The sequence below is a fragment of the Novosphingobium sp. NDB2Meth1 genome (genome assembly GCF_900117425.1).
Taxonomy (GTDB): domain Bacteria; phylum Pseudomonadota; class Alphaproteobacteria; order Sphingomonadales; family Sphingomonadaceae; genus Novosphingobium.
Genome location: NZ_FPEH01000015.1, coordinates 172,907 through 193,672, shown reverse-complemented (window position 1 = coordinate 193,672; position 20,766 = coordinate 172,907). Strand labels below are relative to the sequence as shown.

Below are 20,766 nucleotides of genomic sequence, written 5' to 3'. Positions count from 1 at the left end.
TTAGTCTTCCTGTTCCTCAACTAGGTCGTCCACGCCGCTGACATCCAGCGGCCGGGAAGCGGCAATCAGCTTATCGGTCAGGATAAGCTTGGCATTGGCGACGAGGCTGAATGGTACGGCATATACCACGCCGTCGTCGTTGATCGAAATCATCTCTGCATCGGCATCGAAGCCGACAAGATCACCCCGGAAGCGCTTGCGCCCGTCCTGCAGTTCGGCAAGCTCGATCCGCGCTTCGTGCCCGGTCCACGCGGCGAAGTCCTTCGCGCGGGTCAGCGGGCGGTCGATCCCCGGTGAGCTGACCTCGAGCCGATAGGCATCCTCGATCAGCACCTCGCCTGCCTCTTCCAGCGCATCGATCCGGTCCGAAATGCGATGCGACAGCGCGGCGCAATCCTCGATCACCAGCTGCCCGGTCTCGGGCCGCTCGGCCATGATCTGGAGCGTGTGCTCTTCGTCCCCGATCTCGCCGCCCTTGAAATAGCGCACGCGCACGAGATCGAAGCCGAGGCTGGCAGCCTCTTCTCCGGCGATCTCGGTAATCCGTGCGATATCGTTCATGCGTGCTCCATGGGGCCAACGCAGCAAAGGCAGCGGGTTTGGTGCCGGCCCCGTTTGGCGCCAGCCCAGACTTTGCCTTCACAATGTCGGGATGCATCGCCCCTAGGCTGACGAGCCAGAAAAGGCAAGCACCAAGATTGCCCGACCATTCGCTCCCGAAAGTCGGTGAAATTTCCCACTCTTTGGCAAGTGATTAGGCGAAACCAACTAGATCAAGAACGCCAAACCGCAGAATTCCGCCATTTCGAGCATTTGGCACGCGCTATGCAAAGACCTTGGCATACGCCGGACGAACTGGACGGCGCCACACTCGAACCAAAGAAGGGAACCACGACATGACCACCATCCGCAACTTCACAGCCCCGATCTTCAGCGCAGTCGCCGCGATCGCCCTCACCTTCGCCATGGTCGGCGCCGCGGTCACCAGCCCGGTGCAGAGCCCGCTCCACACCGCCACCGTCAGCTCGGTGTACGCAGCATGAGCGACCTGCGCTTCGAGGACCATGGGGTCCAATCGCCGGCCCCTCGGGGCTTCCGTCTCAACAAGCAGCGCGGCAAGATCATGGGCGTCAGCGCCGGGATCGCCGATTACTTCGGTCTCGATGTCACGCTGGTGCGCGTTGCCTGGGTCGTCGGCACGCTGGTCGGCTTCGGCTCGCTGATCCTGATCTACCTCGCCATCGGCCTGATCGCCGATTGAGCCCGCCTGCCCTGCCCCCCACATGGCCCTTCCCGCACCCCGGGGAGGGCCATGGTCGTTTAAACTGGCGGCGGCACCAGCCCGATGAGGCGCAACACCACCGCCTGCGCCAGCATCACCACCAGCCAGTAAACGCTATCGACCAGCGCCGAACGCACGGGCAAGGACCGCATGCGGTAGGACGCGGCAAGGCTCGGCACCACGAAGCCCAGCCAGATCACAAATGCGCTGCCGATCGTCATTGTCCAGACGCTGCCTTTGGGCGGCGCGAGGATCAGCGCTCCGGCCAGAATCGCGCAAAGCCATGCTTCGGCCACAAACGCGAGCAAGAGGGTTCCCGCAACGCCCGGTCCGCCGGTCCGTCCACGATCCACCAGCACCTGCCAGATCATCCCCAGCAGCAACCCCACCATGGTCGCCGCCAGAATGGCACCGCCATTGAGGACGATGTAGATCATCAGGCGTCGTCGGTTGTTGCAAAGGGCGAGAAGTCGATGTCGGTGTCGAACACGTCGACGCCCTCCTTCTCCTTGAGGAAGCCGACAACCGCATAGGTCACCGGCGTCAGCACGATCTCCCAGATGACCTTGAGCGCCCAGTTGGTCCACATCACATGGAGCACGTCGGTGGTTGCCCAGGTGCCCAGGAAGGCGATCGGATAGAACAGCGCGCTGTCCACGGCCTGACCGAAGATCGTCGAGCCCCAGGTGCGCGTGAACAGATACTTGCCCCCGGTCCAGACCTTCATCCGCGCCAGCACGAAGGAATTGACGAACTCGCCCGCCCAGAACGCCACAACCGAGGCGATCACGATGCGCCAGGTGCTGCCGAAAACCGAATCATAGGTCGTCTGGCAAACCGCGCCGGCCGAGGTCTTCGCCACCACTTCGGCAAAGCGCGGATCGCCGCTCGACGCGCAGCCCCAGCCGTCCGACGGCGGCATCGCGACCACGACGTAGCTCATGAACGCCATGAACAGCAGGGCAAAGAAGCCCACCCACACACAGCGCCGTGCGTGGGCGTAGCCGTAGACTTCGGTCAGCACGTCGCCCAGCACATAGGACACCGGAAAAAACAGGATGCCCGCGCCGAAGGTATAGCCCCACACCGTCGTCAGCTTGGCCGCCCCGATCAGATTGGACAGCAGCAGGATCGCGACGAATGCCGCCATCAGGTAGTCGAAGAAGCGGAAATGGCGGCGCGCGCCGGCGCTGCCTTCGATGCGGGCTAAGCGGTGCTGGTTCATGGACCATGTTGCTAACGCGGTTTGCACGGCAGGCAAAGCGGCCTTATGAGGCACGGTCAGAGCAACACGTCGTGCGCGCCCTTAGCTCAGCTGGATAGAGCACCAGCCTTCTAAGCCGGTGGCCGCAGGTTCGAATCCTGCAGGGCGCGCCAACCTCCCCCTTCCCCGACGGTCCTGCCCTTTTTTGCATGAACTCGGTCTATTTGGTTACCCGGGTTCCAAACGCGCGTTAACACCTGCCACGTAGATTCTCCTGATCAATGGGGGAATGCCATGAAGATGCAGCACTGCTGTAATCACCTGAATTGTCCTAACAACAGCGCCAGTCATGCGGTGGGCCCTGCCCGATCGCAATTGCCAGAGCTGCCGTGTCCAACCCGAGAATAAGCAGACTGTCTCTGCCTCGATACTCGGCTGACTACGGGTATATCGGGATAATAAACAATCCTCGCGCTGTCCAAGCCGATCGCCAGCTACAGTCAACAGTTTGCACAAGAGTCCCATGGAGCGAGCCGTGAAGCAAGAAAGCCTGCCCCAACACCCGCGAGAGCCGCGCGAACGCCGCCTTTTGCGCGGCTACATGCAGACCGAGCGCCTCGCCTCGTTCGAAATCGTCATCCGCAACATTTCCGCGCGCGGACTGTGCGGCACCTGCAAGGGCCTGCCGCCTATCCGCGGCGAATTCGCCGAGATTCTGCTGCCCGACAACCGCACCGTCACCGCCACCGTGCGCTGGGTCAACGATCAGGTGTTCGGCGTTGAATTCGACGAATCGATCAATCTCGAGATCATGATGGACACGCTGCAGCGGCTACGTGATCTTGCTGAGCGCAACGCGAGCTGGGAGGTCAAGTCCAAGCACCGTGTCAGCGATCGCCGGCCTGACCTTGCCGCACTTCGTCGCATCTGAAACTAACCAGCTGTTCCTGCTGTAGATGCCCGGCCTTCGGGCGATCCCAAGTTAAAACCAAAATGGCAGCTTTGGTTTCGGTGGTACGAATTTAACCAAACTCGCTGCCGCAATGGCACCGTTATCGATGGCGGCACGGGCAAATCCCAACTAGGCAAGCTCCACTAACGAACTTCTGCACGGGTCGGGAAAAATGAACGATAGAACAGTTGTTTACGTCGTTGAAGACAGTGTTCATCTGCGCGCCGAGATCTCGCACAATCTGAGCTCGCTGGGCATTCGCAGCGTGGTGTTCAACGATGTCGAGGAGCTTCCTGCCAAGATCGATCGCGCCGTCGTATTCATGATTCGGCACGAGTCTGCCTGCCGCGCGCAGATCGACAAGTATCGCACCGAGCGCGCCCCGGTTTCGGCCAAGGTCGAGTTTTCGTGCAACGCCGGCTTTGAAAAGGCGGTTGCCGCGATCCGCGAAGGCGCATCCGATTTCGTGGTTTGGCCGTCGGAGCCGAGCCTGCTCGACCGCGCCATCCACCGCGCCGAAGACGATCTGCGCCGCAACCAGCCGGCCAAGGTCATGGGTGGCCGCGCCAAGGAAAGGGTCGCCATGCTCACCTCGCGCGAGCGCCAGGTACTGAACGACGTGATCAACGGCTGCACCACCGAACGCATCGCCGCCAAGCTGGCGATCAGCCCGCGCACGGTCGACATCCATCGCCGAAACGTGCTGTCCAAGCTCAATGTCCGCAACACCGCCCAGGCGATCGTGATCGCGCTCAGCTCGGGCGAGTTCCAGCCGGCCAACGCCGAATTCGCGATGAGCCCGGCCTACGCCTGACAGCGGGAACCGTTAACTCCCTTCGGGTCGCACAGATTTCATCTGCCGAGGGATTGCGCGCAACGTCCCCAAGTCTTGCGCGCCAAGAACAGAAGAGGCGCCCGGGCATCAGATGCCCGGGCGAGAGACCTCCGTCATCGACCTGCCAGCGGGCTTCACCCTTTGCCAGAGGATGCCCGCCATGATCACATCCGTTGCGAGCGGAGATCGGCCAGGTTTCGACCTATGCGCCGGGACGGGCGAGTTCCCAGCCCGTTCCGGCGCTATACTCCAAGTTCCGTTAACACTTATCAGAGGTTTGCGTCGCAATCCTGACACGCGTACTGTGATGGAAGGGGGCGTCCTGCCGGGGGGCAAGGCACCTCGAACCGGAAGCTCCGGTCCACAAGAACAAGTGCCGGTCGTCGCTGCGGCAAAAGGGGCATGGGGACAATGGCGGACTTGCGCAGCAAAGCGCGGATGTGGGCACCAGTAGCAGCAGCAGTCGCCGCCGTGCTGGTGATCGCCGAACTGCATGCGGTCGTCGCATTCCCCGCCCTTGCCGTGACCACCTTGATTTTCGTCGCGATTGTCTGGGCTGTCGTCCATCTCCTCGTTGTCCGCGCGGAACTGCTCGGTCAACTCGACGTCGCGCGGATTGCCGCCAATGCCATCGATCAGATCATCTGGATCGAGCGCTACCCTTCGGGCGAAACCGCCTTTGTCACCGGCACCTACGAGCAGGTCTGGGGCCACGAGGCGCTCACGCTGTTCCAGGCGGCCGAGTCGCGGCTCGATGCCGTTCATGCCGAAGACCGCCAGCGCGTGCGCCGCGAAATCCGTGCCGGGCAGGCCGGGCTCGAAACATTCCGCACCGAATTTCGCATGAAGACCGCCTCGGGCGACGAGCGCATCATGCATGTGAAGTTTCATCCCCATGAGGTGAAGGGCAAGCGCGCCGGGTACTGGATCGGGTTTGCCACCGACGTTACCGAGGAACGCCGCACCCATGCCGGCATGATCCGCAATCGCCGGGCCCTGCGCGCGCTGGCGCTTGTCAACGCCGCCATTTCGCGGGCGCAGTCACGCTCGGAGCTCCACAAGCTGGTCTGCCAGAGCCTGATCGAAGGCGATGGCTATGCCGCCGCCTGGATCGGCCTGCGCGAGATGGGCCCGGTGGCCAAAATCAGGGTCACCGCCCACGCCGCCTCGCATACGGACTATATCACCGCGCTCGATATCCGCCCCGACGATCCGGTGCTCGGCCAAGGTCCCACCGCAAGGGCGATGCGCGACGGCAAGGTCTCCGTCTGCCAGTCGGTCGCCGAAGACCCCGAACTGGCGCCGTGGCGGGAGGCAGCACTCCGGCAGGGCTTCCAGGCGATTGCCGCCTTCCCGCTGCTCAATGAAGGCCGTGCGTTCGGCACGCTTACGCTCTATTCCGACGAGCCGGGCGCCTTTGCCGAGGACGAGCTGCGCATTCTCGAGGAAATGAGTGTCAGCCTCGCACAGGGCCTCGTCATGATCGAAGCCAAGGCCGGGCTCGTCAACAGCGGCAAGATGGAGCTTATCGGCCAGATCTCGGGCGAGCTTTCGCACGACTTCAACAACATCCTCGGCATCATCGCGACCCACGCCGAAATCGGCGGACGCGAGGCCGAGAGCGAGGCCGCGCGCGACCGCTTTTCGCTCATCGCCCAGGCCGCGCTGCGCGGTGTCGATATCACCCGTTCGCTGCTCGGTATTGCCCGCCACCCGCGCGGCATCCCTGAAGTCGCCGACGCCAACAGCCTGACCTTGCGCCTCGTCGCGCTCATCCGCGCCGCCGTCGGCCCCGGGATCGACGTGCAGGTCCAGCTGTGGGACAACCCGCTGCTGGTCGAGATCGATCCCGCGGGCTTCAACAACGCGCTGGTCAACCTCGCCATCAATGCGCGCGATGCGATGGGCGAACATGGCGTGCTGACCTTGCGCACGTTCCTCAGCGCTACGCCCGAAGGCTGCCCCAGCCGCGAAGGCCTGCCCGCCAGCCTGCGCAGCACGCCGCTCGTCGTCGTCGAAGTGGCCGATACCGGTTCGGGCATGACCGAAGACGTGCGCGAACACGCCTTCGAGCCGTTTTTCTCGACCAAGGGTCCCAACAAGGGCACGGGGCTTGGCCTCTCGGCAGTGCTGCGTTTCGCCGTCCACCACGGCGGCACAGCGCGCGTGCTCAGCAGCAGCCCTGAGGGCACCACCGTCCAGATCGTGCTCCCTGCGAGCACCGGCGCGCTCGATAGCGCCACCCGCCGTCTGGTCGCGCTCCCGCCCCCGAAGCCCGTCAGCCTGCGCGTGCTGATCGTCGACAACGAGCCCGATCTGCTCAGCGGCATGCTAGAGACGCTCAGCCTCGCAGGTCACAAACCGACCGGCTTCACCACCTCGCGCGATGCGCTGGACGCCCTGGCCCGGCAGAAGTTCGATGTGCTGATCTGCGACCTGCTGCTCGACAATGGCGAGGACGGCACCGTGCTTGCCCGTCAGGCCACACTGGCCAACCCGGACATGCGCGTGATCGTGATGTCCGGCAATGCCGCGCGCCATGCCGAATCCGATCTCGTCTGGCCGCTGCTGGAAAAGCCCTTCTCGGTCGATACGCTGATCGGCCAGCTCGAGACCCGGCAGGCCGAGACGAGAGCTGCCTTGAACGCGGTGCCTTCAAGCCTTGCATGGGTCGAGGCGAGCGTCTGTGACAGCAGACCGAGATCAAGCGGCTTGCGCAGCATGGGCCAGTGCGGCTGCAGCAGACTTTCATCGGGCAGGTAACCGCTCATCAGGATGATCCCGATGCGCGGATGCCGCGCCTCCACCTCGTGAGCGAGTTCCACGCCGCTGCGTTCGGGCATCACCACATCGGTCAGCAATATGTCGAAGTCGGCCTCCGCCAGCGCCTCGACCGCCTGCGCCGCATTCAGCGCCGGTGTCACCGCATAGCCTTCCATGCGCAGAATCTCGACCACCGCGTCGAGCGCATGGACTTCATCCTCGACGACCAGCACCCGGGCGCTCCGAGACATTCGGGGCAACGCGGTCCCCGGTCCAGCCGCCGGGGCAAGCTCCAGCTCGTCTGCGTCGCCGCTGATCGGCAAATGGATGCAGATGTCGGTTCCCGCAGGGAGCGCCGTGATCCGTGCGTCCCCCCCCGCCGAGCGCGCCCAGGTCCGCACCGAACGAAGCGGAAAGTCGGTGCCCTCCGGCGGGGTCAGCGTCTGCGGATCGAGCATGAGCCGAACGGTTTCATCATCGATCGCCGGACCGTCGTGGATCACCTTGATCACCGCCCAATCCTGCGCGGCCGCTGCGGCATGGCGCTCGGGCGGCTCGCTGGTCCGATAGCTGGAAATCGTGATCGAGCCGCCATCCGGCATCGCCCCGCGCGCGTGGACGATCACGTTGGTCAGCATCGTCACCAGCTCGGTCCGCCCGACCCGTACCGCCGCCTGCGCCGCGCCGCCGATGAAATCGAGCGTAAAGTCGCTCGGCAGCGCGGCAGACAGGAACGCGAGGTTCGAGCGGATGGTCTGATCGACCGAGATCGGCGTCGCTTCCACGTCGCGATGCCCGGTCAGCCGCTCGAGCGAGAGCACGAGGTCGCTCACATGCCGCGTCGCCGCCTCGATCGCCGCGCGGCTCGTCTCGGCGTTCCCGCCAGACTGCGCCAGATTGGCCACGTTGAGCCGGATGATCGAGAGATAGTTGGTCAGATCATGGACGATGTAGCGCCCCAGCCTCTGCGTGCGATCCAGCAGCTCAAGCGCTTCCGATTGCGCATTGGCAAGATCGATCGCCGCCTGCCGCGCCTCGGCCAGCAGCGCGCGCTGCATGCCGATCAGCGTCAGCGCGGGAACGGAGGCATCGATCTGCGAAAAGTCCGAGATGTGGAGCCCCTGGCCCTCGATGATGAAGTCCTCGGGCACAATGTTGAGCGCCAGCAGGAAGCCGCCATCCTCGGTCGAGAAGACGATGCCCGCGAGGCGGATGTTCTTGCTTTTGCAGAACAATTCCAGCCGCTCGGGCGTGTCCGCCATGGCCGGAATCGCGGTCTCCATCCGCACCGCCTGCTCGTCCAGCCGGTCATGTCGCAGCGAAAACAGCTCGGCCAGCCGTGCGCCGGGCACAACTTCCGTCTCGCGGCTGAGGAAGAACGGCCCGGCAGATCGCACCACGAGCGCCGCATCGACCTTGATATAGGCGCGGAACAGCGCCCCAAGCTGCGATTCGCGAATGGTGACGGCGGGCTTCATCGCCGCTCAGGTCCTGTCGAGCAGGATGGCAAAATCGATCACTGTCCCCGGCCCGTTCTCGAAGCGCGCGGCCACGTCGACCGTACCCGTCTCGCCCATCCGGTCCATCACGCCTTCGAGCAGCCCGATCACGAACATCTCGAGCCCGCTTCGATCCGAGCGGTAGCGCACCAGCAGCCGCTGGCGCGTCTCGCTGAGCAGCTCGAACGAAGGCACCCGCGCATCGGGCATCGCCAGCACGACCGAACGGTGCATCCGGTCGAGGTTGTTGATGAAGGTGACGAGGTCCTGCCCGGTGAAGTCCATGATCGGACCGAACGAGCTGAGTTCCGCAAAACGCACCCAATAGCGCCCGAACACGCGCAGCGCGTCCTCCACGGCCATGCCGAGATGCGCCGCCGAGGCGGAAATCAGCGCGATCGTCTTGGAATCATCGTAGACGCACAGGCTGATAAGGTCGGCGGGCCCCGTGTTGGTCTCGCGCTCGATCTTGGCCCAGGCCGAGGGACCCAGTCGATCCAGCATCATCTGCCGCAGCGCGCGGTGTGCCATTCCGTACATGAGGGGCGCTCCGTCTCAGGCCTGCAGCTTCGCAGCAATCGCATCCTGTGCCGCCGCCGCCAACTGGTCGGCCAGCGCCGAAACCCGCGTGACCTGCTCGTCGATCCGGTCGAGCTTCGCGCTCAGGTAGTCGGCCTGCTCTCGCGAGAGGCCGGGGCACAGCGCCGATCGCAAGTTGCCGGTGGCAAGCCCGATCACATTGAGCGGCTGGCGCAGCTCATGCAGACAGTCCGAAACCTTGGAAACGTTCTCAATCGCCATGTCTATTTGAGCCCCCGCCAAGCTACCGTTCTCCCACATAAATCGCACTGATTACCGAATACTAAGCATGGACGGTAGTTTGGCGGTAGTTCTAGGCATTTACCGTGATCCAATCGACACGCATCGGTGCCACATTGGCACCAATCCGGCGTTGATTGATGCGATTGCATTCGACATGCGCTGAATTGACGGGAACAAAATTCAAACCGGATGTAATTCTCCGTTACAAACGATATACAACGCAGGATCATGAACGCGAAAGCAATTGCAGAGCGGGACAACGCACAGTGCCGGATCCTGGTTGTCGATGACGACCGGGCGACGGCCGAGGAGGTCGTCGAAGCGGCGCACCTGCTCGGATACCAGTGCGGCTATGCGCTCGATGCGGCCTCCGCCCTGCGCACGATTGCCGAGGACGAGACCATCGGCATCGTGGTGACGGACGTCCAGATGCCGGGCATGACCGGCCTGTCGCTGCTTGACGAGTTGTCTTCCCGTTTTGCTTCGCAGCGCCCGCTGGTCACGCTGGTCATCACCGGCTTCGGCAGCATCGATGTCGCCGTCGCCGCCATGCGCAACGAAGCAGCTGATTTTCTCACCAAACCCGTCTCCCGCGATGATCTTGCCGCCGCGCTGCGCCGCGCCATGCGCAAGTGGCTGCGGCTGTGCGGAGAACGCTCGCTGGCCGCGCTCAGCGCCAGCCTGCGCGCGCCGCCTGGCGATTTGGGCCAGCCGGCCTCTCCGTCCACGCCGCTCGCCCCGGTCGATGATGCTGAACTGCTCAAGATCACCCGCAAGCTGGTGCGCATGCGCGAACAGCGCGGCCAGTTCCTCAACCCGGCGCTGTTCTCCGATCCGATGTGGGATATTCTCCTCGATCTGACCTCGGCGCGACTCGAGCAGAAGACCGTCCCCGTCTCCAGCGTGTGCCAGGCCGCCGGCGTGCCGATGAGCACCGCACTGCGCCAGATCCGCAGCCTCGTCGACATGGGCCTTATCCGCCGCTGGTCCGACCCGCTCGACCGCCGCCGCGATCTCCTCGCCATCAACGACGAGGCGATGGACGCGATGCGCCAGTACCTGACCTATCTGAGGGACCGCGTCGGCGTCTGATCCTCTCTGCGCGGTCAGTTCCCGCCCGAACCGTCCGCCACGGGCGGCTGTTTGCGCTTCCGCTTCTGAAACTTGCGCGGATTGGCCGGCGGAGTGCCGGGTTGGCCAAACTGAAAGTCGCCGGGCGGGGTGAGCTTCGTCGTCGTGCTGAACTGCTGCTTCTCAAGCTTGCCCGTCCGCTCCTCAAGCGCGCCGACCCGACCGCGCAGCGTCGCAAGCTCGGATGCAAACTCCCGCTCCAGCATTGCCAGATCCGCCTGATCCTGACTGCCCACCGCCTGCCCCGAAGCGGTCAATTGCCGCACCCGGTCAGCGCAGGCATTGAGCCCGGCGGCAAACTCGTAACGACTCAGCGGACGGTTGCCCCTATAGGTGGCATCGGGATAGCCCGTAATGCAGCCATTGTGTTCCACCAGCCGCTGCAGGGCGAGAAACGCCGGATCGGTCGGCCTGACATCACCCTGCTGGCCCAACGAGGTAACCTGCGCCGAAAGCGGCACTGAGACGACGAGCAGGAACCCAGGCAGCAACCGCTTCAGCATCTCGCTTCCCCGACAATTCGACCGGCGAAGGTACGGGAAGGCTGCGGCAAGAACAATCGATGAAGTGTGGTGCGCCCGGCGGGATTCGAACCCACGGCCCCCAGATTAGGAATCTGGTGCTCTATCCTGCTGAGCTACGGGCGCCCCTGCCCTGCCCTTTACGCACGGCAGGCGCCGCTGGCAATCAGTTGACCTCACCCGGCGGCACGACCGGCACGATCACCGGCGCAACGGGGACGCCTTCCTCGATCAGGCCTTGCACCTCGGCGGGGCTGGCGCGACCGTGGATCATCGCGTGATCCTTCTCGCCATAGTGCATCGCCCGCGCGTCCTCGGCAAAGTTCTCGCCCACCCAGGTCGAAGACTTGAGCATTTCGGTCTGCACTGCCGCGACGGCCTTGAGCATCGCCACCGCCTCGGGCGGCAGCGGCCCGGAGGCAACAGGCTGCGCCGGTTCGGCTCGCGGCTTGGCGGAAACTGCGGGCAGCTGGTTGCTCTTGCGCGTCAGGCGCGGCGCGGAAAGCGCCTTCTCCACCTCGGGCGCGCCACACGTCGGGCACGTCACCAGCCCGCGTGTCTGCTGGCTTGCAAAGTCCTCGGAACTGGCGAACCACCCCTCGAACCGGTGTCCGCCCGCACGGCATTCAAGATCGAATACAATCATCTTGATCAGGATGTAGGGATCGGCCGCCGGTTGGCAAGACTGGGCACCTGCGCGCGCACCTCGGCAATTCGGGCAAGGTCCACATCGGCGAAACCCAGACCGCCCTCGCCGCCCATGTCGAGCACCACATCGCCCCAAGGATCGACCACCAGGCTGTGCCCATAGGTCTCGCGCCCATCTTCGTGCCGGCCCACTTGTGCAGCTGATACCACGAAAGCGCTGGCCTCGACCGCCCGCGCCCGCTGCATCAGATGCCAATGCGCGCGGCCCGTCGGCACGGTGAAAGCGGCCGGGATGGCGATGGTATCGCAGCGTTTCTGCCCCAGCGCCTCGAACAGCGCAGGGAACCGGATGTCGTAGCAGATGGCAAGGCCCAGCCGCCCCAGCGGCGTGTCGTCCACCGTCACCACCGCCTCGCCCGGCTGATAGGCGGCGGATTCGCGCCAGGTCTCGCCCGTTGCCAGATCGACATCGAACATGTGGATCTTGTCATAGCGCGCCGCAATGTCGCCCGTCGGCGTGATCACGAAGGCCCGGTTGGCCCACCGCGTGCCGTCCGCCTGCACCGCAAGGCTGCCGATATGGACCCAGATACCCGCCTTTGTGGCCGCATTGCGGACTTCGGCCAGCACCGGGCTTTCGTCTTCCGCCACCACATGGCGGCTGCCACGCGCGCGGTCCCGATCGAGCAGGCCGGACATTTCGGGCGTGAACAGCATCAGTGCCCCCTCACCCGCCGCCTGCTCCGCCGCGCGCGCCATGGTCGATGCATTGGCAACGGGGTCGATCCCCGTCGTCATCTGCAGCAGCGCGACGCGCCGCATGTCAGCGCTCATGCCGCGAGCATGGGATCAAGCTCGCCCGCCGCGTCCAGCGCCGCCAGATCGTCCGAACCACCGACATGCCGGCCGTTGATGAAAATCTGCGGCACGGTCATTGCTTCCGGCGCGCGCTCGAGCATCTCCTTGCGCTTTTCGCCGCCAAACGTGATGTCGTATTCGGTGACGTTCACGCCCTTGCGGCCGAGCAGCGCCAGCGCGCGGCTGCAATAGGGGCAGCCCCACTTGGTGTAGATCTCGACAGTGGCAGTGGGGTTGGCAGCTTCGCTCATGGGGACCTCTTGAAAACGCAAAATCGCTAACACACATGGTTGTTCGTGTCATGCGCCGCAAGGCGGGCATGGCCACAAGAGAACCGCCGGGCGCCATTTCGGGTCCGGCCCGAATGCCAATTGCTCAAGCACGAGGATTGCAACCATGGAACGTTTCGACTTCACCCCCTATCGCCGCTCCACCGTGGGCTTTGACCGCCTGTTCGACCTGCTCGAACGCCAGGCCCGTGCCAATGCCGGCGACAATTACCCTCCGTTCAACATCGAACGCCGCGGCGATGACGAATATCGCATCACGCTCGCCGTCGCCGGGTTCAAGCCGCACGACCTCGACATCACCGCGCAGCAGAACCTCCTGGTGATCAAGGGCCAGCGTACCGAGGCGCAGGACGGCCACTTCCTCCACGTCGGCATCGCCAACCGCGCGTTCGAGCGCCGGTTCGAGCTTGCCGATTTCGTCCGCGTCGAAAGCGCTGACCTTGCTGACGGCCTGCTCGTGATCGATCTCGTGCGCGAAGTGCCCGAGGCGATGAAGCCCAAGAAGGTGCTGATCGGCGGCAGCAACGCCAAGCCGCTCACCGTCGTCGAAGGCGACAGCAGCGCCGCCGCGTAAGCCGAACAGAGGGGCGGTCCCGCGGGGCCGCCCCCTATTTGGCCGCTATCACCCAGCGCCAGGGCGCGAGGCTGCGCGCCTTCCCCGCCACGGTATAGCGCTGCGCCTCACCCGAGACGTTGACCTCAACCCGTACCCGGTCCGCGCCCTTGATCCGGCGAAACGCGAAGACATTGGGGTTGCCCGTCTCGATCAGTTCGAGATTGCCCGGCACATGCTCGCTCGTCAGCGCCGGATGCGCGTGCTTCAGCGCCAGCAGCGAGGCATAGAACGGCGCGCGGGCATGCTTGCCCCACACGATCGGATCCTTGTCGAAGAACTTGAGGCGCTTGTTCAGCCCATCTTCCTGTCCTGAATAGACCAGCGGCATGCCCGGCAGCGTCGCCGCCAGCACGGCCATAGCGTCGGCACCGTCGCCATAAAGCTCCTTGTCGGTGCCGTTCCACGAATTCTCGTCGTGGTTGCTGGTGAAAGTCATCCGCATCGCACCCGCCGGATAGACCCGCGCCGGCGCCGTATAGTGCTTTGCCAGATCGCGCGCATCCGCCTTGCCTTTCGCGACATCGATCAGCAGGTGATAGAGCTTCCAGTCATAGGTCATGTCGAAGGCGCGCGCCTGCATTTCGGGCGTATCGGCCTCGGCCAGCATGAACACCGGCTTCACCGCATCGAGTTCGGCCCGCGCCTGCTCCCAGAACGCTACCGGAAGGGTCCACGCCACATCGCAGCGGAACCCGTCGATATCGGCTTCCTTCAGCCAGAACGCCATCGCCGCGATCATCCCGTCGCGCACGGCCTGCTTGCTGTAGTCGAGCCCGATCACATCGGCCCAGGTTTCCTCGTGGTGGTCGCTGAGGTCGGTATAGTGATACCCCTCAAGCTCGCCCGCCGCGTTGCGCTTGTACCAGTCAGGATGCTCGCGGGTCCAGACATGGTCCCACCCCGTATGGTTCGCCACCCAGTCGAGGATCACCTTGAACCCTTGCCGGTGCGCCTGCGCCACCAGATGCTTGAAGTCGGCCATGTCGCCGTATTCCGGGTTCACCGCGAGGTAGTCGCTCACCGCGTAATAGCTGCCGAGCGAGCCCTTGCGTTCCTTCTTCGCAATCGGGTTGACCGGCATGATCCACAGCACATCCACCCCCATCTTGCGCAGGCGCGGCAAGTGCCGCTCGAAGGCGCGGAAGGTGCCTTCCGGCGTGTATTGCCGGATGTTGACTTCGTAGATCGTCGCCCGCTTCGACCATGCGGGATGCTTGACCGCGCTGACCCCGTCGGTGATCGGCAGGGGCTGCTCGGCATGAGCGAGACCGGGTAGCGCAAGCAGCGCGGCGAGCGTGAGATGGCGGATCATGCCGCCATGGTACCGTGCACCGTCCCGACGGAAACTGTGTATTCGTATACGCTTACCAAGCCTCGGCAATATCGACGAGCGCCTCGCGGTCGAGCACCGTCACCTGCCCGCTCTTGAGCGCGACGATCCCGCCGTCCGCCCACGCCGAAAGCTGGCGGTTGATCTGCTCGCGCGACATGCCGGCGAAGTTGCCGAGTTCGCCCTGGCTCAGCGCGATCTTCAGCCGCGTCTCATCCTCGCCGCCCATCATCAGCCGCAGCAGGAAGCGCGCCAGCCGCGGCCCCGAGGTATAGGCGCGGTCTGCCTCGATCACCGTGTTGTTCTGCCTGAGCCGCCGCGCCATCGCCTGCAGCAGCCGCATCGCGAGGCCCTGATGCTTGCCGACGATCTCGCCAAAGGCCGCGCGCGTCAGCCCCAGCGCCTCGACCGGCTCGATCGCCTCGACCGTCGCCGTCCGCTCGCCGCCATCGAGAAACGCGATCTCCCCCAGCACCGCGCCGCGCTCGGCATAATCGAGCACGATCTCGCGGCCATTGGCGGCCACCATGCTCACCCGCGCGAGGCCCTTCAGCACGATCCACAATGTGTCGCCCGGATCGCCCTGCAGGATGATCGAGGTGCCGGGCTTGAAGCTGCGCACCGTGCCCCGCGCGGCGATATCGGCCAGCTCCTCTGCAGCGCATCCCGCCAGCAGGCTCTGCGCGCTGAGCATTTGGGCGAGTGTGGCAGCGTCCATGCAAAGTCCCCCTCTGGCGCCGCCCGCCCGATCAGACGAGGCCCTCAGACCAATCTGGCCTGCTTCACGGCAGCGGTGATAAAGCTCTTGAACAGCGGATGCGGCTCGAACGGGCGGCTCTTCAGCTCGGGATGGAACTGCACCCCGATAAACCACGGATGGTCCGGCCGCTCGACGATTTCCGGCAGCAGGCCGTCGGGCGACATGCCCGAGAAGACGAGGCCCTTCGCCTCCAGTCGCTCGCGGTAGGCCACGTTGACTTCGTAGCGGTGGCGGTGCCGCTCGCTGATCGCGTTCGAACCGTAGATCTGCGCGACATGGCTGTTGCCCGAAAGCTGCGCCTCATAGGCGCCAAGCCGCATCGTGCCGCCCAGATCGCCGCCTGCCGCGCGCGTTTCAAGGCCCTCGGGCGTCATCCACTCGGTGATGATGCCGACCACAGGCTCTTCCGAAGGCCCGAACTCGGTAGAGCTGGCGCCTTCGATCCCGGCAAGGTTCCGCGCGCCTTCGATGCAGGCCATCTGCATGCCGAGGCAGATGCCGAAGAACGGCACGCCCCGCTCTCGCGCAAAGCGCACGCTGGCGATCTTGCCTTCGGTTCCGCGCTCGCCGAAGCCGCCGGGCACCAGAATGCCGTGCATCGGTTCCAGATAGGCCGCGATCTCGGCGTCGTCCTTCTCGAAGATCTCGGCGTCGATCCAGCGGATATTGACCTTCACCCGGTTCGCCATGCCGCCATGCACCAGCGCCTCGTTCAGCGACTTGTAGGCATCCTGCAGGCCGACATACTTGCCGACGACGCCAATGGTCACTTCGCCTTCGGGGTTCTGGTGGCGGTCGACGATGTCGGTCCAGCGCGACAGCACAGGCTCCGCACTACCAAGCCCGAAATGCCGCAGCACTTCCGAGTCGAGCCCTTCGCCATGGTACTGCAGCGGCACCGAATAGATGCTGCTCGCATCGAGCGCCGGGATCACCGCTTCCTTGCGCACGTTGCAGAACAGAGCGATTTTCGCCCGCTCGTTGTCCGGCAGCGGCTTCTCGCAGCGGCAGAGCAGGATATCGGGCTGGATGCCAAGTCCCGTCAGCTCGCGCACCGAATGCTGGGTCGGTTTGGTCTTCAGCTCGCCCGCCGCGGCGATATAGGGCACCAGCGTCACGTGGACGAAGCAGGTCGCCTCGCGGCCCAGTTCGTTGCGCAGCTGGCGGATCGCCTCGATGAACGGCAGGCTCTCGATATCGCCCACCGTGCCGCCGATCTCGCACAGCACGAAGTCGAGGTCGTCGGTCTCGTCCTTGGCGAAGGTCTTGATCGCGTCGGTCACGTGCGGGATCACCTGCACCGTCGCGCCTAGGTAATCGCCGCGGCGCTCCTTGGCGATGATGTCGCGGTAGATGCGGCCCGAAGTGATGTTGTCCGACTGGCGCGCTGAAACGCCGGTGAAGCGCTCGTAGTGCCCCAGATCGAGGTCCGTCTCAGCGCCGTCGTCGGTCACGAAGACTTCGCCGTGCTGGTAGGGGCTCATCGTGCCCGGATCGACGTTGAGATAGGGGTCGAACTTGCGGATTCGCACCCGGAAGCCGCGCGCCTGCAGCAGCGCCGCGAGGCTCGCTGCCATGAGGCCCTTGCCAAGCGAGGAAACCACGCCGCCGGTGATGAAAATGAACCGCGCCATGGGAGGTGGGCCTTACCGTCTTAGGCTCTGCATGCGCAAGCGGTCTGCGCCGGATTCCCGGTCGCAATCCACAGGCGGAGCGGAAGCTCTTGAAAACAAACACGTGCTCCCGTCCGCCACGCGAGCGGCCAGGAGCACAGGTGAAATGGTGCCGGAAAGTCCGGCGTCTATGCCTTACTGCTTGGCGCCGCCCGCAAGCGGATCGGCCGCCGCTCCCTTCGCCGGGGCGCTCTTGGCGGGTGCTGCCGGTGCCGCAGCAGGAGCAGGCTGCGTTTCAGCCGGACCAGCCGCCGGAACGCCCTGCGCCGGCGCCAGCGGGTCTGCCGGAATGGCCGGCGCGGTCCGCTGCAGCGACGTATCGATCTCGCGGCCCGAAGTCGTACCCACCGCGAGCGCGGCCAGCAGGATGCTGAGTCCGACGAACAGGGTCGCCAGCACCGTCGTGGCGCGGGTCAGGAAATCGGCAGCGCCGCGCGCCGACATGAAGCCCGCCGGGCTGCCGCCCACGCCGAGGCCGCCGCCTTCCGACTTCTGGATGAGAATCACGCCGACGAGCGCGGCAGCCACCAGCGCCTGCACGACGGTAAGGAAAATGAAGAGAGACATCGCGGGTCAACCTGAAAAGAATGGGCCGCATCTAGGGCGTAGGGGCTCCGCGTGCAAGGGCGCAGGAGGGCCCGGCACAACCCGGAAGGGATCAGCCTTCCGGCTGCGAAGCCGCCGCCACGATCGGCAGGAAGGCGTCGGCAGTCAGGCTCGCGCCGCCCACCAGCGCGCCGCGCACGCCGTCTGCTGCAAGCAGGCCCGCCGCGTTTTCGCCGTTGACCGAGCCGCCGTAGAGAATGCGCACCTTGTCCGCATCTTCGCTGAAGATCGCGGCCAGCCGCGCGCCGACAGCGGCGTGCATCGCGACAACGTCTTCCACCGCCGCCACACGGCCCGTGCCGATCGCCCAGACCGGTTCATAGGCCAGCGCGAGCCGACCAGCGGCAACGGCGGCGCTTTCGCCAGCAGGCACCGAACCGTCGACCTGCGCGGAAACAACCGCCTCGGCCTTGCCCGCATCGCGTTCGTCCAGCGTCTCGCCCACGCAGATGATCACGCTCAGGCCCGCCGCCAGCGCGGCTTCGGCCTTGGCGCGCACGAGCGCATCGGTCTCGCCATGGTCGCGGCGGCGCTCGCTGTGGCCCAGAATCACGAAGTCCGCGCCGATGTCCGCCAGCATGGCAGCCGATACGTCGCCCGTATGCGCGCCCTTGGCCGCAGTGTGGCAATCCTGCCCGCCGACGCCGATTGCCGAGACCGCCTCGCGCACCGGCCCCAAAAACGGAAACGGCGGCGCAAGCGCGATTTCCACATCGGGATAGCGCTGCGCCGCACGGTCGATGGCGCGCGCTTCAGCGAGCATGGCCCGGCTGCCGTTCATCTTCCAGTTGCCGACGATGTAGGGACGCTGGCTCATAGGACCTTGCACGCTATCACTATGCGATTCCTCCTCATGTCCCGGGCCGCTATCAAACCGCAGCCCGGTTTGCAAAGCGCGCGTTACGCAAAGTTGGTGGTTAACTTCCGGGAGGAAGCCAACCCGCACAAAGAGCAGGGCATTGCGGGAATTGGCATTGCCCCCTAATGCGCCCCAAGGAGTTGCTCCGAACCTATCACTGCTAATGACAGGCCCCGATGCTCGGCTTTATCCGTTCCATGACCAAGTCCCGTATCGGCGTCGCCTTCGCGCTGGTGTTCCTGGGGCTCATCGCACTCTCGTTCGCGGGGGCTGACCTTTCCAACGCCAAGTTCGGCGGCGCGGGCAATGCAGACCGCGCGGCCACTGTCGGTTCGGCTCATATCGGCACGGTCGATGTGCAGCGGTCGATGACCAACGCGCTGGAAAACGCCCGCGCAGACAGCCCCGCCGTGACGATGAAGGACTTCGTCGCGCAAGGCGCCCTCGAGCAGGTCGTCGACAGCCTGATCGACCGCGCCGCGCTGATGGAATGGGCGCGCCAGAGCAGCGTCGGCATGGGTGTCAGCAACCGTCTGGTTGACAGCGAAATCGCCAAGATGCCCGCGTTCCAGGGCGCCGACGGCAAGTTCAGCCAGACTGCCTACAAGGCGCTGCTCGGCCAGAAGGGCATTTCCGATGCGGTTCTGCGCGATGATCTCGCCAAGGGGCTGATGGCGCGGCAGGTCCTGATTCCCGCCGGAATCGGCTCCTCGATGCCGCAGAGCGTGGCGATGCGTTACGCCGGTGTGCTCAAGGAAAGCCGCGAGGGCCAGATCCAGTTGATCCCCTCCTCCGCCTTTGCGCCCAAGACACCGCCGACGGACACCGATGTCGCTGCCTACTACAAGGCGAATGGCGCGCGCTATCAGCGCCCCGAACGCCGCACGATCCGCTATGCGATCTTCGACGAGACCTCGCTCAAGAACGTCCCTGCGCCGAGCGATGCCGAGATCGCCGCGCGCTACAAGCTCAACGCCGCGACTTATGCGCCGACCGAAACACGCACTTTCACGCAAGTGATCGTGCCGACCGAAGCCGCCGCCAAGGCGCTTTCGGCTGAAATCGCGGGCGGCAAGGCCATCGATGCGGCTGCTTCTGCCAAGGGGCTCACGGCGCGCAAGGTGCCGGCGATCACCCGCGCGAACCTCGCCAGCCAGGGCTCGACCGCCGTGGCCGACGCGGTGTTCAGCGCCGCGCAGGGCAAGCTTGCCCAGCCCTCCAAGGGCGCGCTCGGCTGGTACGTGATCCGGCTCGACGGCGTCACGCAGGTCCCCGGCAAGTCGCTCGAGCAGGCGCGCGCAGAGATTGTCACCGCGATCACCGCCGAAAAGCGCAAGGCCGCACTGTCCGACCTCTCGGCCAAGTTCGACGATGCTTTCGGCAGCGGCACCGGCCTTGCCGATGTGGCCAAGAGCGCCGGGCTCACGATCATCACCACCGATCCGCTCGAAGCCAACGGCACTGTCCCGGGCCGTCCCGACATCAAGCCCAACGCCGATGTCACCCCGCTGCTCCCGGCCGCCTTCGGCATGGAGCGCGAGGGCCAGCCGCAGGTCGCCGAACTCAAGCCCGGCGAGCGTTTCGTGATCTTCGACGTCGGCCAGATCACCCCCGCCGCCCCGCCGCCGCTTGCCGAAGTGAAGGACAAGGTCGCCGCCGACCTCCAGACCTCGCGCGGCTACGGCGCTGCCAAGGCTGCCACCGACAAGCTCCTCGCCGCCCTCGCCAAGAAGGTTCCGCTGGCCGAGGCGGTCAAGACCCTCGGCGTCGCGGTCCCGGCGGCCCAGGCGGTCAACATGCCGCGCGAGCAGCTCAATGCGATGCAGCCCAAGATCCCCGCGCCGCTCTCGCTGATGTTCGAGATGGCGCAGGGCACCGCCAAGAAGCTCGATGCGCCGGACAAGGCCGGTTTCCTCGTGGTCGTGCTGACCAGGATCACCCCCGGCGTGCTCAAGGCGGACGACCCGTTCATCGGCCGCGCCAAGTTCGAACTTGGGCAGATCACCGGCCGCGAATATGTCGACGAACTGCGCATGGCGGTGCGCGACGCCGTCGGCGTGAAGCGCAACGACGCCGCCATCGCCGCGCTGCGCACGCAGCTCACCGGCGGCCAGTAA

At 65.2% G+C, this 20,766-nt stretch carries 22 protein-coding genes, 2 tRNA genes and 1 pseudogene; 9 read left to right on the top strand and 16 right to left on the bottom strand.

Annotated elements, in window-relative coordinates:
* Positions 1–561, bottom strand: coding sequence for a ribosome maturation protein RimP (gene rimP / locus NDB2M1_RS10460; RefSeq protein ID WP_054120939.1), 561 nt, complete (start codon positions 559–561; stop codon positions 1–3).
* A 335-nt stretch (positions 562–896) separates the two neighbouring features.
* On the opposite strand from rimP, the gene NDB2M1_RS22610 reads away from it, so the two are divergent.
* Both NDB2M1_RS22610 and NDB2M1_RS10455 read left to right on the top strand, forming a co-directional pair.
* Entirely contained in the window at positions 897–1,043 is a 147-nt protein-coding gene (locus NDB2M1_RS22610; RefSeq protein WP_171955365.1) for a hypothetical protein, read from the top strand.
* Positions 1,040–1,261, top strand: a complete 222-nt coding sequence (locus NDB2M1_RS10455; protein WP_054120938.1) for a PspC domain-containing protein — start codon at positions 1,040–1,042, stop codon at positions 1,259–1,261. The genes NDB2M1_RS22610 and NDB2M1_RS10455 overlap by 4 nt, the downstream gene beginning before the upstream one ends.
* 59 nt (positions 1,262–1,320) lie before the next feature.
* Here the strand turns inward: NDB2M1_RS10455 and NDB2M1_RS10450 are convergent, their stop codons facing one another.
* Positions 1,321–1,719 carry a DUF1761 family protein gene (locus NDB2M1_RS10450; protein WP_072382054.1) on the bottom strand — a complete coding sequence of 133 codons (399 nt, stop codon included), beginning with the start codon at positions 1,717–1,719 and terminating at the stop codon, positions 1,321–1,323.
* Positions 1,719–2,507, bottom strand: coding sequence for a queuosine precursor transporter (locus NDB2M1_RS10445; RefSeq protein ID WP_072382051.1), 789 nt, complete (start codon positions 2,505–2,507; stop codon positions 1,719–1,721). Before NDB2M1_RS10445 ends, NDB2M1_RS10450 begins: the two co-directional genes overlap by 1 nt.
* 75 nt (positions 2,508–2,582) lie before the next feature.
* On the opposite strand from NDB2M1_RS10445, the gene NDB2M1_RS10440 reads away from it, so the two are divergent.
* From NDB2M1_RS10440 to NDB2M1_RS10425, 4 genes are all read left to right on the top strand, one after another.
* Positions 2,583–2,659 (top strand) — tRNA-Arg (locus NDB2M1_RS10440).
* Positions 2,660–3,021: 362 nt separating this feature from the next.
* Positions 3,022–3,417, top strand: coding sequence for a PilZ domain-containing protein (locus NDB2M1_RS10435; RefSeq protein ID WP_143146715.1), 396 nt, complete (start codon positions 3,022–3,024; stop codon positions 3,415–3,417).
* Between the two features lie 193 nt (positions 3,418–3,610).
* On the top strand, positions 3,611–4,252 hold the full coding sequence (locus NDB2M1_RS10430) for a LuxR C-terminal-related transcriptional regulator (RefSeq protein ID WP_072382046.1): 642 nt from the start codon (positions 3,611–3,613) through the stop codon (positions 4,250–4,252).
* 459 nt (positions 4,253–4,711) lie between these two features.
* A complete protein-coding gene (locus tag NDB2M1_RS10425; protein ID WP_171955364.1) occupies positions 4,712–7,036 on the top strand; it encodes a GAF domain-containing protein in 2,325 nt (774 codons plus the stop codon).
* A gap of 56 nt (positions 7,037–7,092) precedes the next feature.
* On the opposite strand, the pseudogene NDB2M1_RS23110 reads toward NDB2M1_RS10425, so the two are convergent.
* The 3 genes and pseudogenes from NDB2M1_RS23110 to NDB2M1_RS10410 all read right to left on the bottom strand — a co-directional run.
* Positions 7,093–7,212: pseudogene (locus NDB2M1_RS23110) on the bottom strand (response regulator); the annotation flags it as partial.
* Between the two features lie 1,308 nt (positions 7,213–8,520).
* A complete protein-coding gene (locus tag NDB2M1_RS10415; RefSeq protein ID WP_072382039.1) occupies positions 8,521–9,075 on the bottom strand; it encodes a heme NO-binding domain-containing protein in 555 nt (184 codons plus the stop codon).
* 15 nt (positions 9,076–9,090) lie between these two features.
* The gene (locus NDB2M1_RS10410) at positions 9,091–9,336 is read right to left on the bottom strand and encodes a hypothetical protein (RefSeq protein WP_054120930.1); all 246 of its coding nucleotides are present in this window, start codon (positions 9,334–9,336) and stop codon (positions 9,091–9,093) included.
* Between the two features lie 249 nt (positions 9,337–9,585).
* Between NDB2M1_RS10410 and NDB2M1_RS10405 the strand changes: the two genes are divergently transcribed.
* Complete coding sequence (locus tag NDB2M1_RS10405; protein WP_072382037.1) at positions 9,586–10,449, top strand: response regulator; 864 nt, start codon at positions 9,586–9,588, stop codon at positions 10,447–10,449.
* A 14-nt stretch (positions 10,450–10,463) separates the two neighbouring features.
* Here the strand turns inward: NDB2M1_RS10405 and NDB2M1_RS10400 are convergent, their stop codons facing one another.
* From NDB2M1_RS10400 to grxC, 5 genes are all read right to left on the bottom strand, one after another.
* Positions 10,464–10,991: an iron uptake porin gene (locus tag NDB2M1_RS10400; protein ID WP_072382035.1), complete on the bottom strand. Its 528-nt coding sequence runs from the start codon at positions 10,989–10,991 to the stop codon at positions 10,464–10,466.
* A 67-nt stretch (positions 10,992–11,058) separates the two neighbouring features.
* A tRNA-Arg gene (locus NDB2M1_RS10395) sits at positions 11,059–11,135 on the bottom strand.
* Between the two features lie 40 nt (positions 11,136–11,175).
* Positions 11,176–11,655, bottom strand: coding sequence for a DUF1178 family protein (locus NDB2M1_RS10390; protein WP_072382033.1), 480 nt, complete (start codon positions 11,653–11,655; stop codon positions 11,176–11,178).
* A 5-nt stretch (positions 11,656–11,660) separates the two neighbouring features.
* Positions 11,661–12,479 (bottom strand): carbon-nitrogen hydrolase family protein, encoded by an 819-nt coding sequence (locus NDB2M1_RS10385; RefSeq protein WP_072382619.1) that lies wholly within the window; start codon positions 12,477–12,479, stop codon positions 11,661–11,663.
* Positions 12,480–12,487: 8 nt separating this feature from the next.
* Positions 12,488–12,766: a glutaredoxin 3 gene (gene grxC, locus NDB2M1_RS10380; RefSeq protein ID WP_072382031.1), complete on the bottom strand. Its 279-nt coding sequence runs from the start codon at positions 12,764–12,766 to the stop codon at positions 12,488–12,490.
* A gap of 145 nt (positions 12,767–12,911) precedes the next feature.
* Here grxC and NDB2M1_RS10375 point away from each other — a divergent pair, with 145 nt between their 5' ends.
* Positions 12,912–13,379 carry an Hsp20 family protein gene (locus NDB2M1_RS10375; protein ID WP_054120925.1) on the top strand — a complete coding sequence of 156 codons (468 nt, stop codon included), beginning with the start codon at positions 12,912–12,914 and terminating at the stop codon, positions 13,377–13,379.
* A 34-nt stretch (positions 13,380–13,413) separates the two neighbouring features.
* Here NDB2M1_RS10375 and NDB2M1_RS10370 read toward each other — a convergent pair whose 3' ends face one another.
* The 5 genes from NDB2M1_RS10370 to tpiA all read right to left on the bottom strand — a co-directional run bounded on the left by NDB2M1_RS10370 (position 13,414) and on the right by tpiA (position 18,607).
* A complete protein-coding gene (locus tag NDB2M1_RS10370; RefSeq protein ID WP_072382030.1) occupies positions 13,414–14,733 on the bottom strand; it encodes an alpha-amylase family glycosyl hydrolase in 1,320 nt (439 codons plus the stop codon).
* Positions 14,734–14,785: 52 nt separating this feature from the next.
* Positions 14,786–15,469, bottom strand: a complete 684-nt coding sequence (locus tag NDB2M1_RS10365; RefSeq protein ID WP_072382028.1) for a Crp/Fnr family transcriptional regulator — start codon at positions 15,467–15,469, stop codon at positions 14,786–14,788.
* 44 nt (positions 15,470–15,513) lie between these two features.
* Positions 15,514–17,145 (bottom strand): CTP synthase, encoded by a 1,632-nt coding sequence (locus NDB2M1_RS10360; RefSeq protein WP_072382026.1) that lies wholly within the window; start codon positions 17,143–17,145, stop codon positions 15,514–15,516.
* 174 nt (positions 17,146–17,319) lie between these two features.
* Positions 17,320–17,751: a preprotein translocase subunit SecG gene (gene secG, locus NDB2M1_RS10355; protein WP_072382024.1), complete on the bottom strand. Its 432-nt coding sequence runs from the start codon at positions 17,749–17,751 to the stop codon at positions 17,320–17,322.
* A gap of 91 nt (positions 17,752–17,842) precedes the next feature.
* Positions 17,843–18,607, bottom strand: a complete 765-nt coding sequence (gene tpiA / locus NDB2M1_RS10350; protein ID WP_072382022.1) for a triose-phosphate isomerase — start codon at positions 18,605–18,607, stop codon at positions 17,843–17,845.
* A gap of 218 nt (positions 18,608–18,825) precedes the next feature.
* Here tpiA and NDB2M1_RS10345 point away from each other — a divergent pair, with 218 nt between their 5' ends.
* On the top strand, positions 18,826–20,766 hold the full coding sequence (locus NDB2M1_RS10345) for a SurA N-terminal domain-containing protein (protein WP_072382020.1): 1,941 nt from the start codon (positions 18,826–18,828) through the stop codon (positions 20,764–20,766).

Bases quoted from the DNA above. Each gene is read 5' to 3' on its own strand.
- rimP (WP_054120939.1), bottom strand. From the start codon at position 561: ATGAACGATATCGCACGGATTACCGAGATCGCCGGAGAAGAGGCTGCC.
- NDB2M1_RS22610 (WP_171955365.1), top strand. From the start codon at position 897: ATGACCACCATCCGCAACTTCACAGCCCCGATCTTCAGCGCAGTCGCC.
- NDB2M1_RS10455 (WP_054120938.1), top strand. From the start codon at position 1,040: ATGAGCGACCTGCGCTTCGAGGACCATGGGGTCCAATCGCCGGCCCCT.
- NDB2M1_RS10450 (WP_072382054.1), bottom strand. From the start codon at position 1,719: ATGATCTACATCGTCCTCAATGGCGGTGCCATTCTGGCGGCGACCATG.
- NDB2M1_RS10445 (WP_072382051.1), bottom strand. From the start codon at position 2,507: ATGAACCAGCACCGCTTAGCCCGCATCGAAGGCAGCGCCGGCGCGCGC.
- NDB2M1_RS10430 (WP_072382046.1), top strand. From the start codon at position 3,611: ATGAACGATAGAACAGTTGTTTACGTCGTTGAAGACAGTGTTCATCTG.
- NDB2M1_RS10425 (WP_171955364.1), top strand. From the start codon at position 4,712: ATGTGGGCACCAGTAGCAGCAGCAGTCGCCGCCGTGCTGGTGATCGCC.
- NDB2M1_RS10415 (WP_072382039.1), bottom strand. From the start codon at position 9,075: ATGTACGGAATGGCACACCGCGCGCTGCGGCAGATGATGCTGGATCGA.
- NDB2M1_RS10410 (WP_054120930.1), bottom strand. From the start codon at position 9,336: ATGGCGATTGAGAACGTTTCCAAGGTTTCGGACTGTCTGCATGAGCTG.
- NDB2M1_RS10405 (WP_072382037.1), top strand. From the start codon at position 9,586: ATGAACGCGAAAGCAATTGCAGAGCGGGACAACGCACAGTGCCGGATC.
- NDB2M1_RS10400 (WP_072382035.1), bottom strand. From the start codon at position 10,991: ATGCTGAAGCGGTTGCTGCCTGGGTTCCTGCTCGTCGTCTCAGTGCCG.
- NDB2M1_RS10390 (WP_072382033.1), bottom strand. From the start codon at position 11,655: ATGATTGTATTCGATCTTGAATGCCGTGCGGGCGGACACCGGTTCGAG.
- NDB2M1_RS10385 (WP_072382619.1), bottom strand. From the start codon at position 12,479: ATGCGGCGCGTCGCGCTGCTGCAGATGACGACGGGGATCGACCCCGTT.
- grxC (WP_072382031.1), bottom strand. From the start codon at position 12,766: ATGAGCGAAGCTGCCAACCCCACTGCCACTGTCGAGATCTACACCAAG.
- NDB2M1_RS10375 (WP_054120925.1), top strand. From the start codon at position 12,912: ATGGAACGTTTCGACTTCACCCCCTATCGCCGCTCCACCGTGGGCTTT.
- NDB2M1_RS10370 (WP_072382030.1), bottom strand. From the start codon at position 14,733: ATGATCCGCCATCTCACGCTCGCCGCGCTGCTTGCGCTACCCGGTCTC.
- NDB2M1_RS10365 (WP_072382028.1), bottom strand. From the start codon at position 15,469: ATGGACGCTGCCACACTCGCCCAAATGCTCAGCGCGCAGAGCCTGCTG.
- NDB2M1_RS10360 (WP_072382026.1), bottom strand. From the start codon at position 17,145: ATGGCGCGGTTCATTTTCATCACCGGCGGCGTGGTTTCCTCGCTTGGC.
- secG (WP_072382024.1), bottom strand. From the start codon at position 17,751: ATGTCTCTCTTCATTTTCCTTACCGTCGTGCAGGCGCTGGTGGCTGCC.
- tpiA (WP_072382022.1), bottom strand. From the start codon at position 18,607: ATGAGCCAGCGTCCCTACATCGTCGGCAACTGGAAGATGAACGGCAGC.
- NDB2M1_RS10345 (WP_072382020.1), top strand. From the start codon at position 18,826: ATGCTCGGCTTTATCCGTTCCATGACCAAGTCCCGTATCGGCGTCGCC.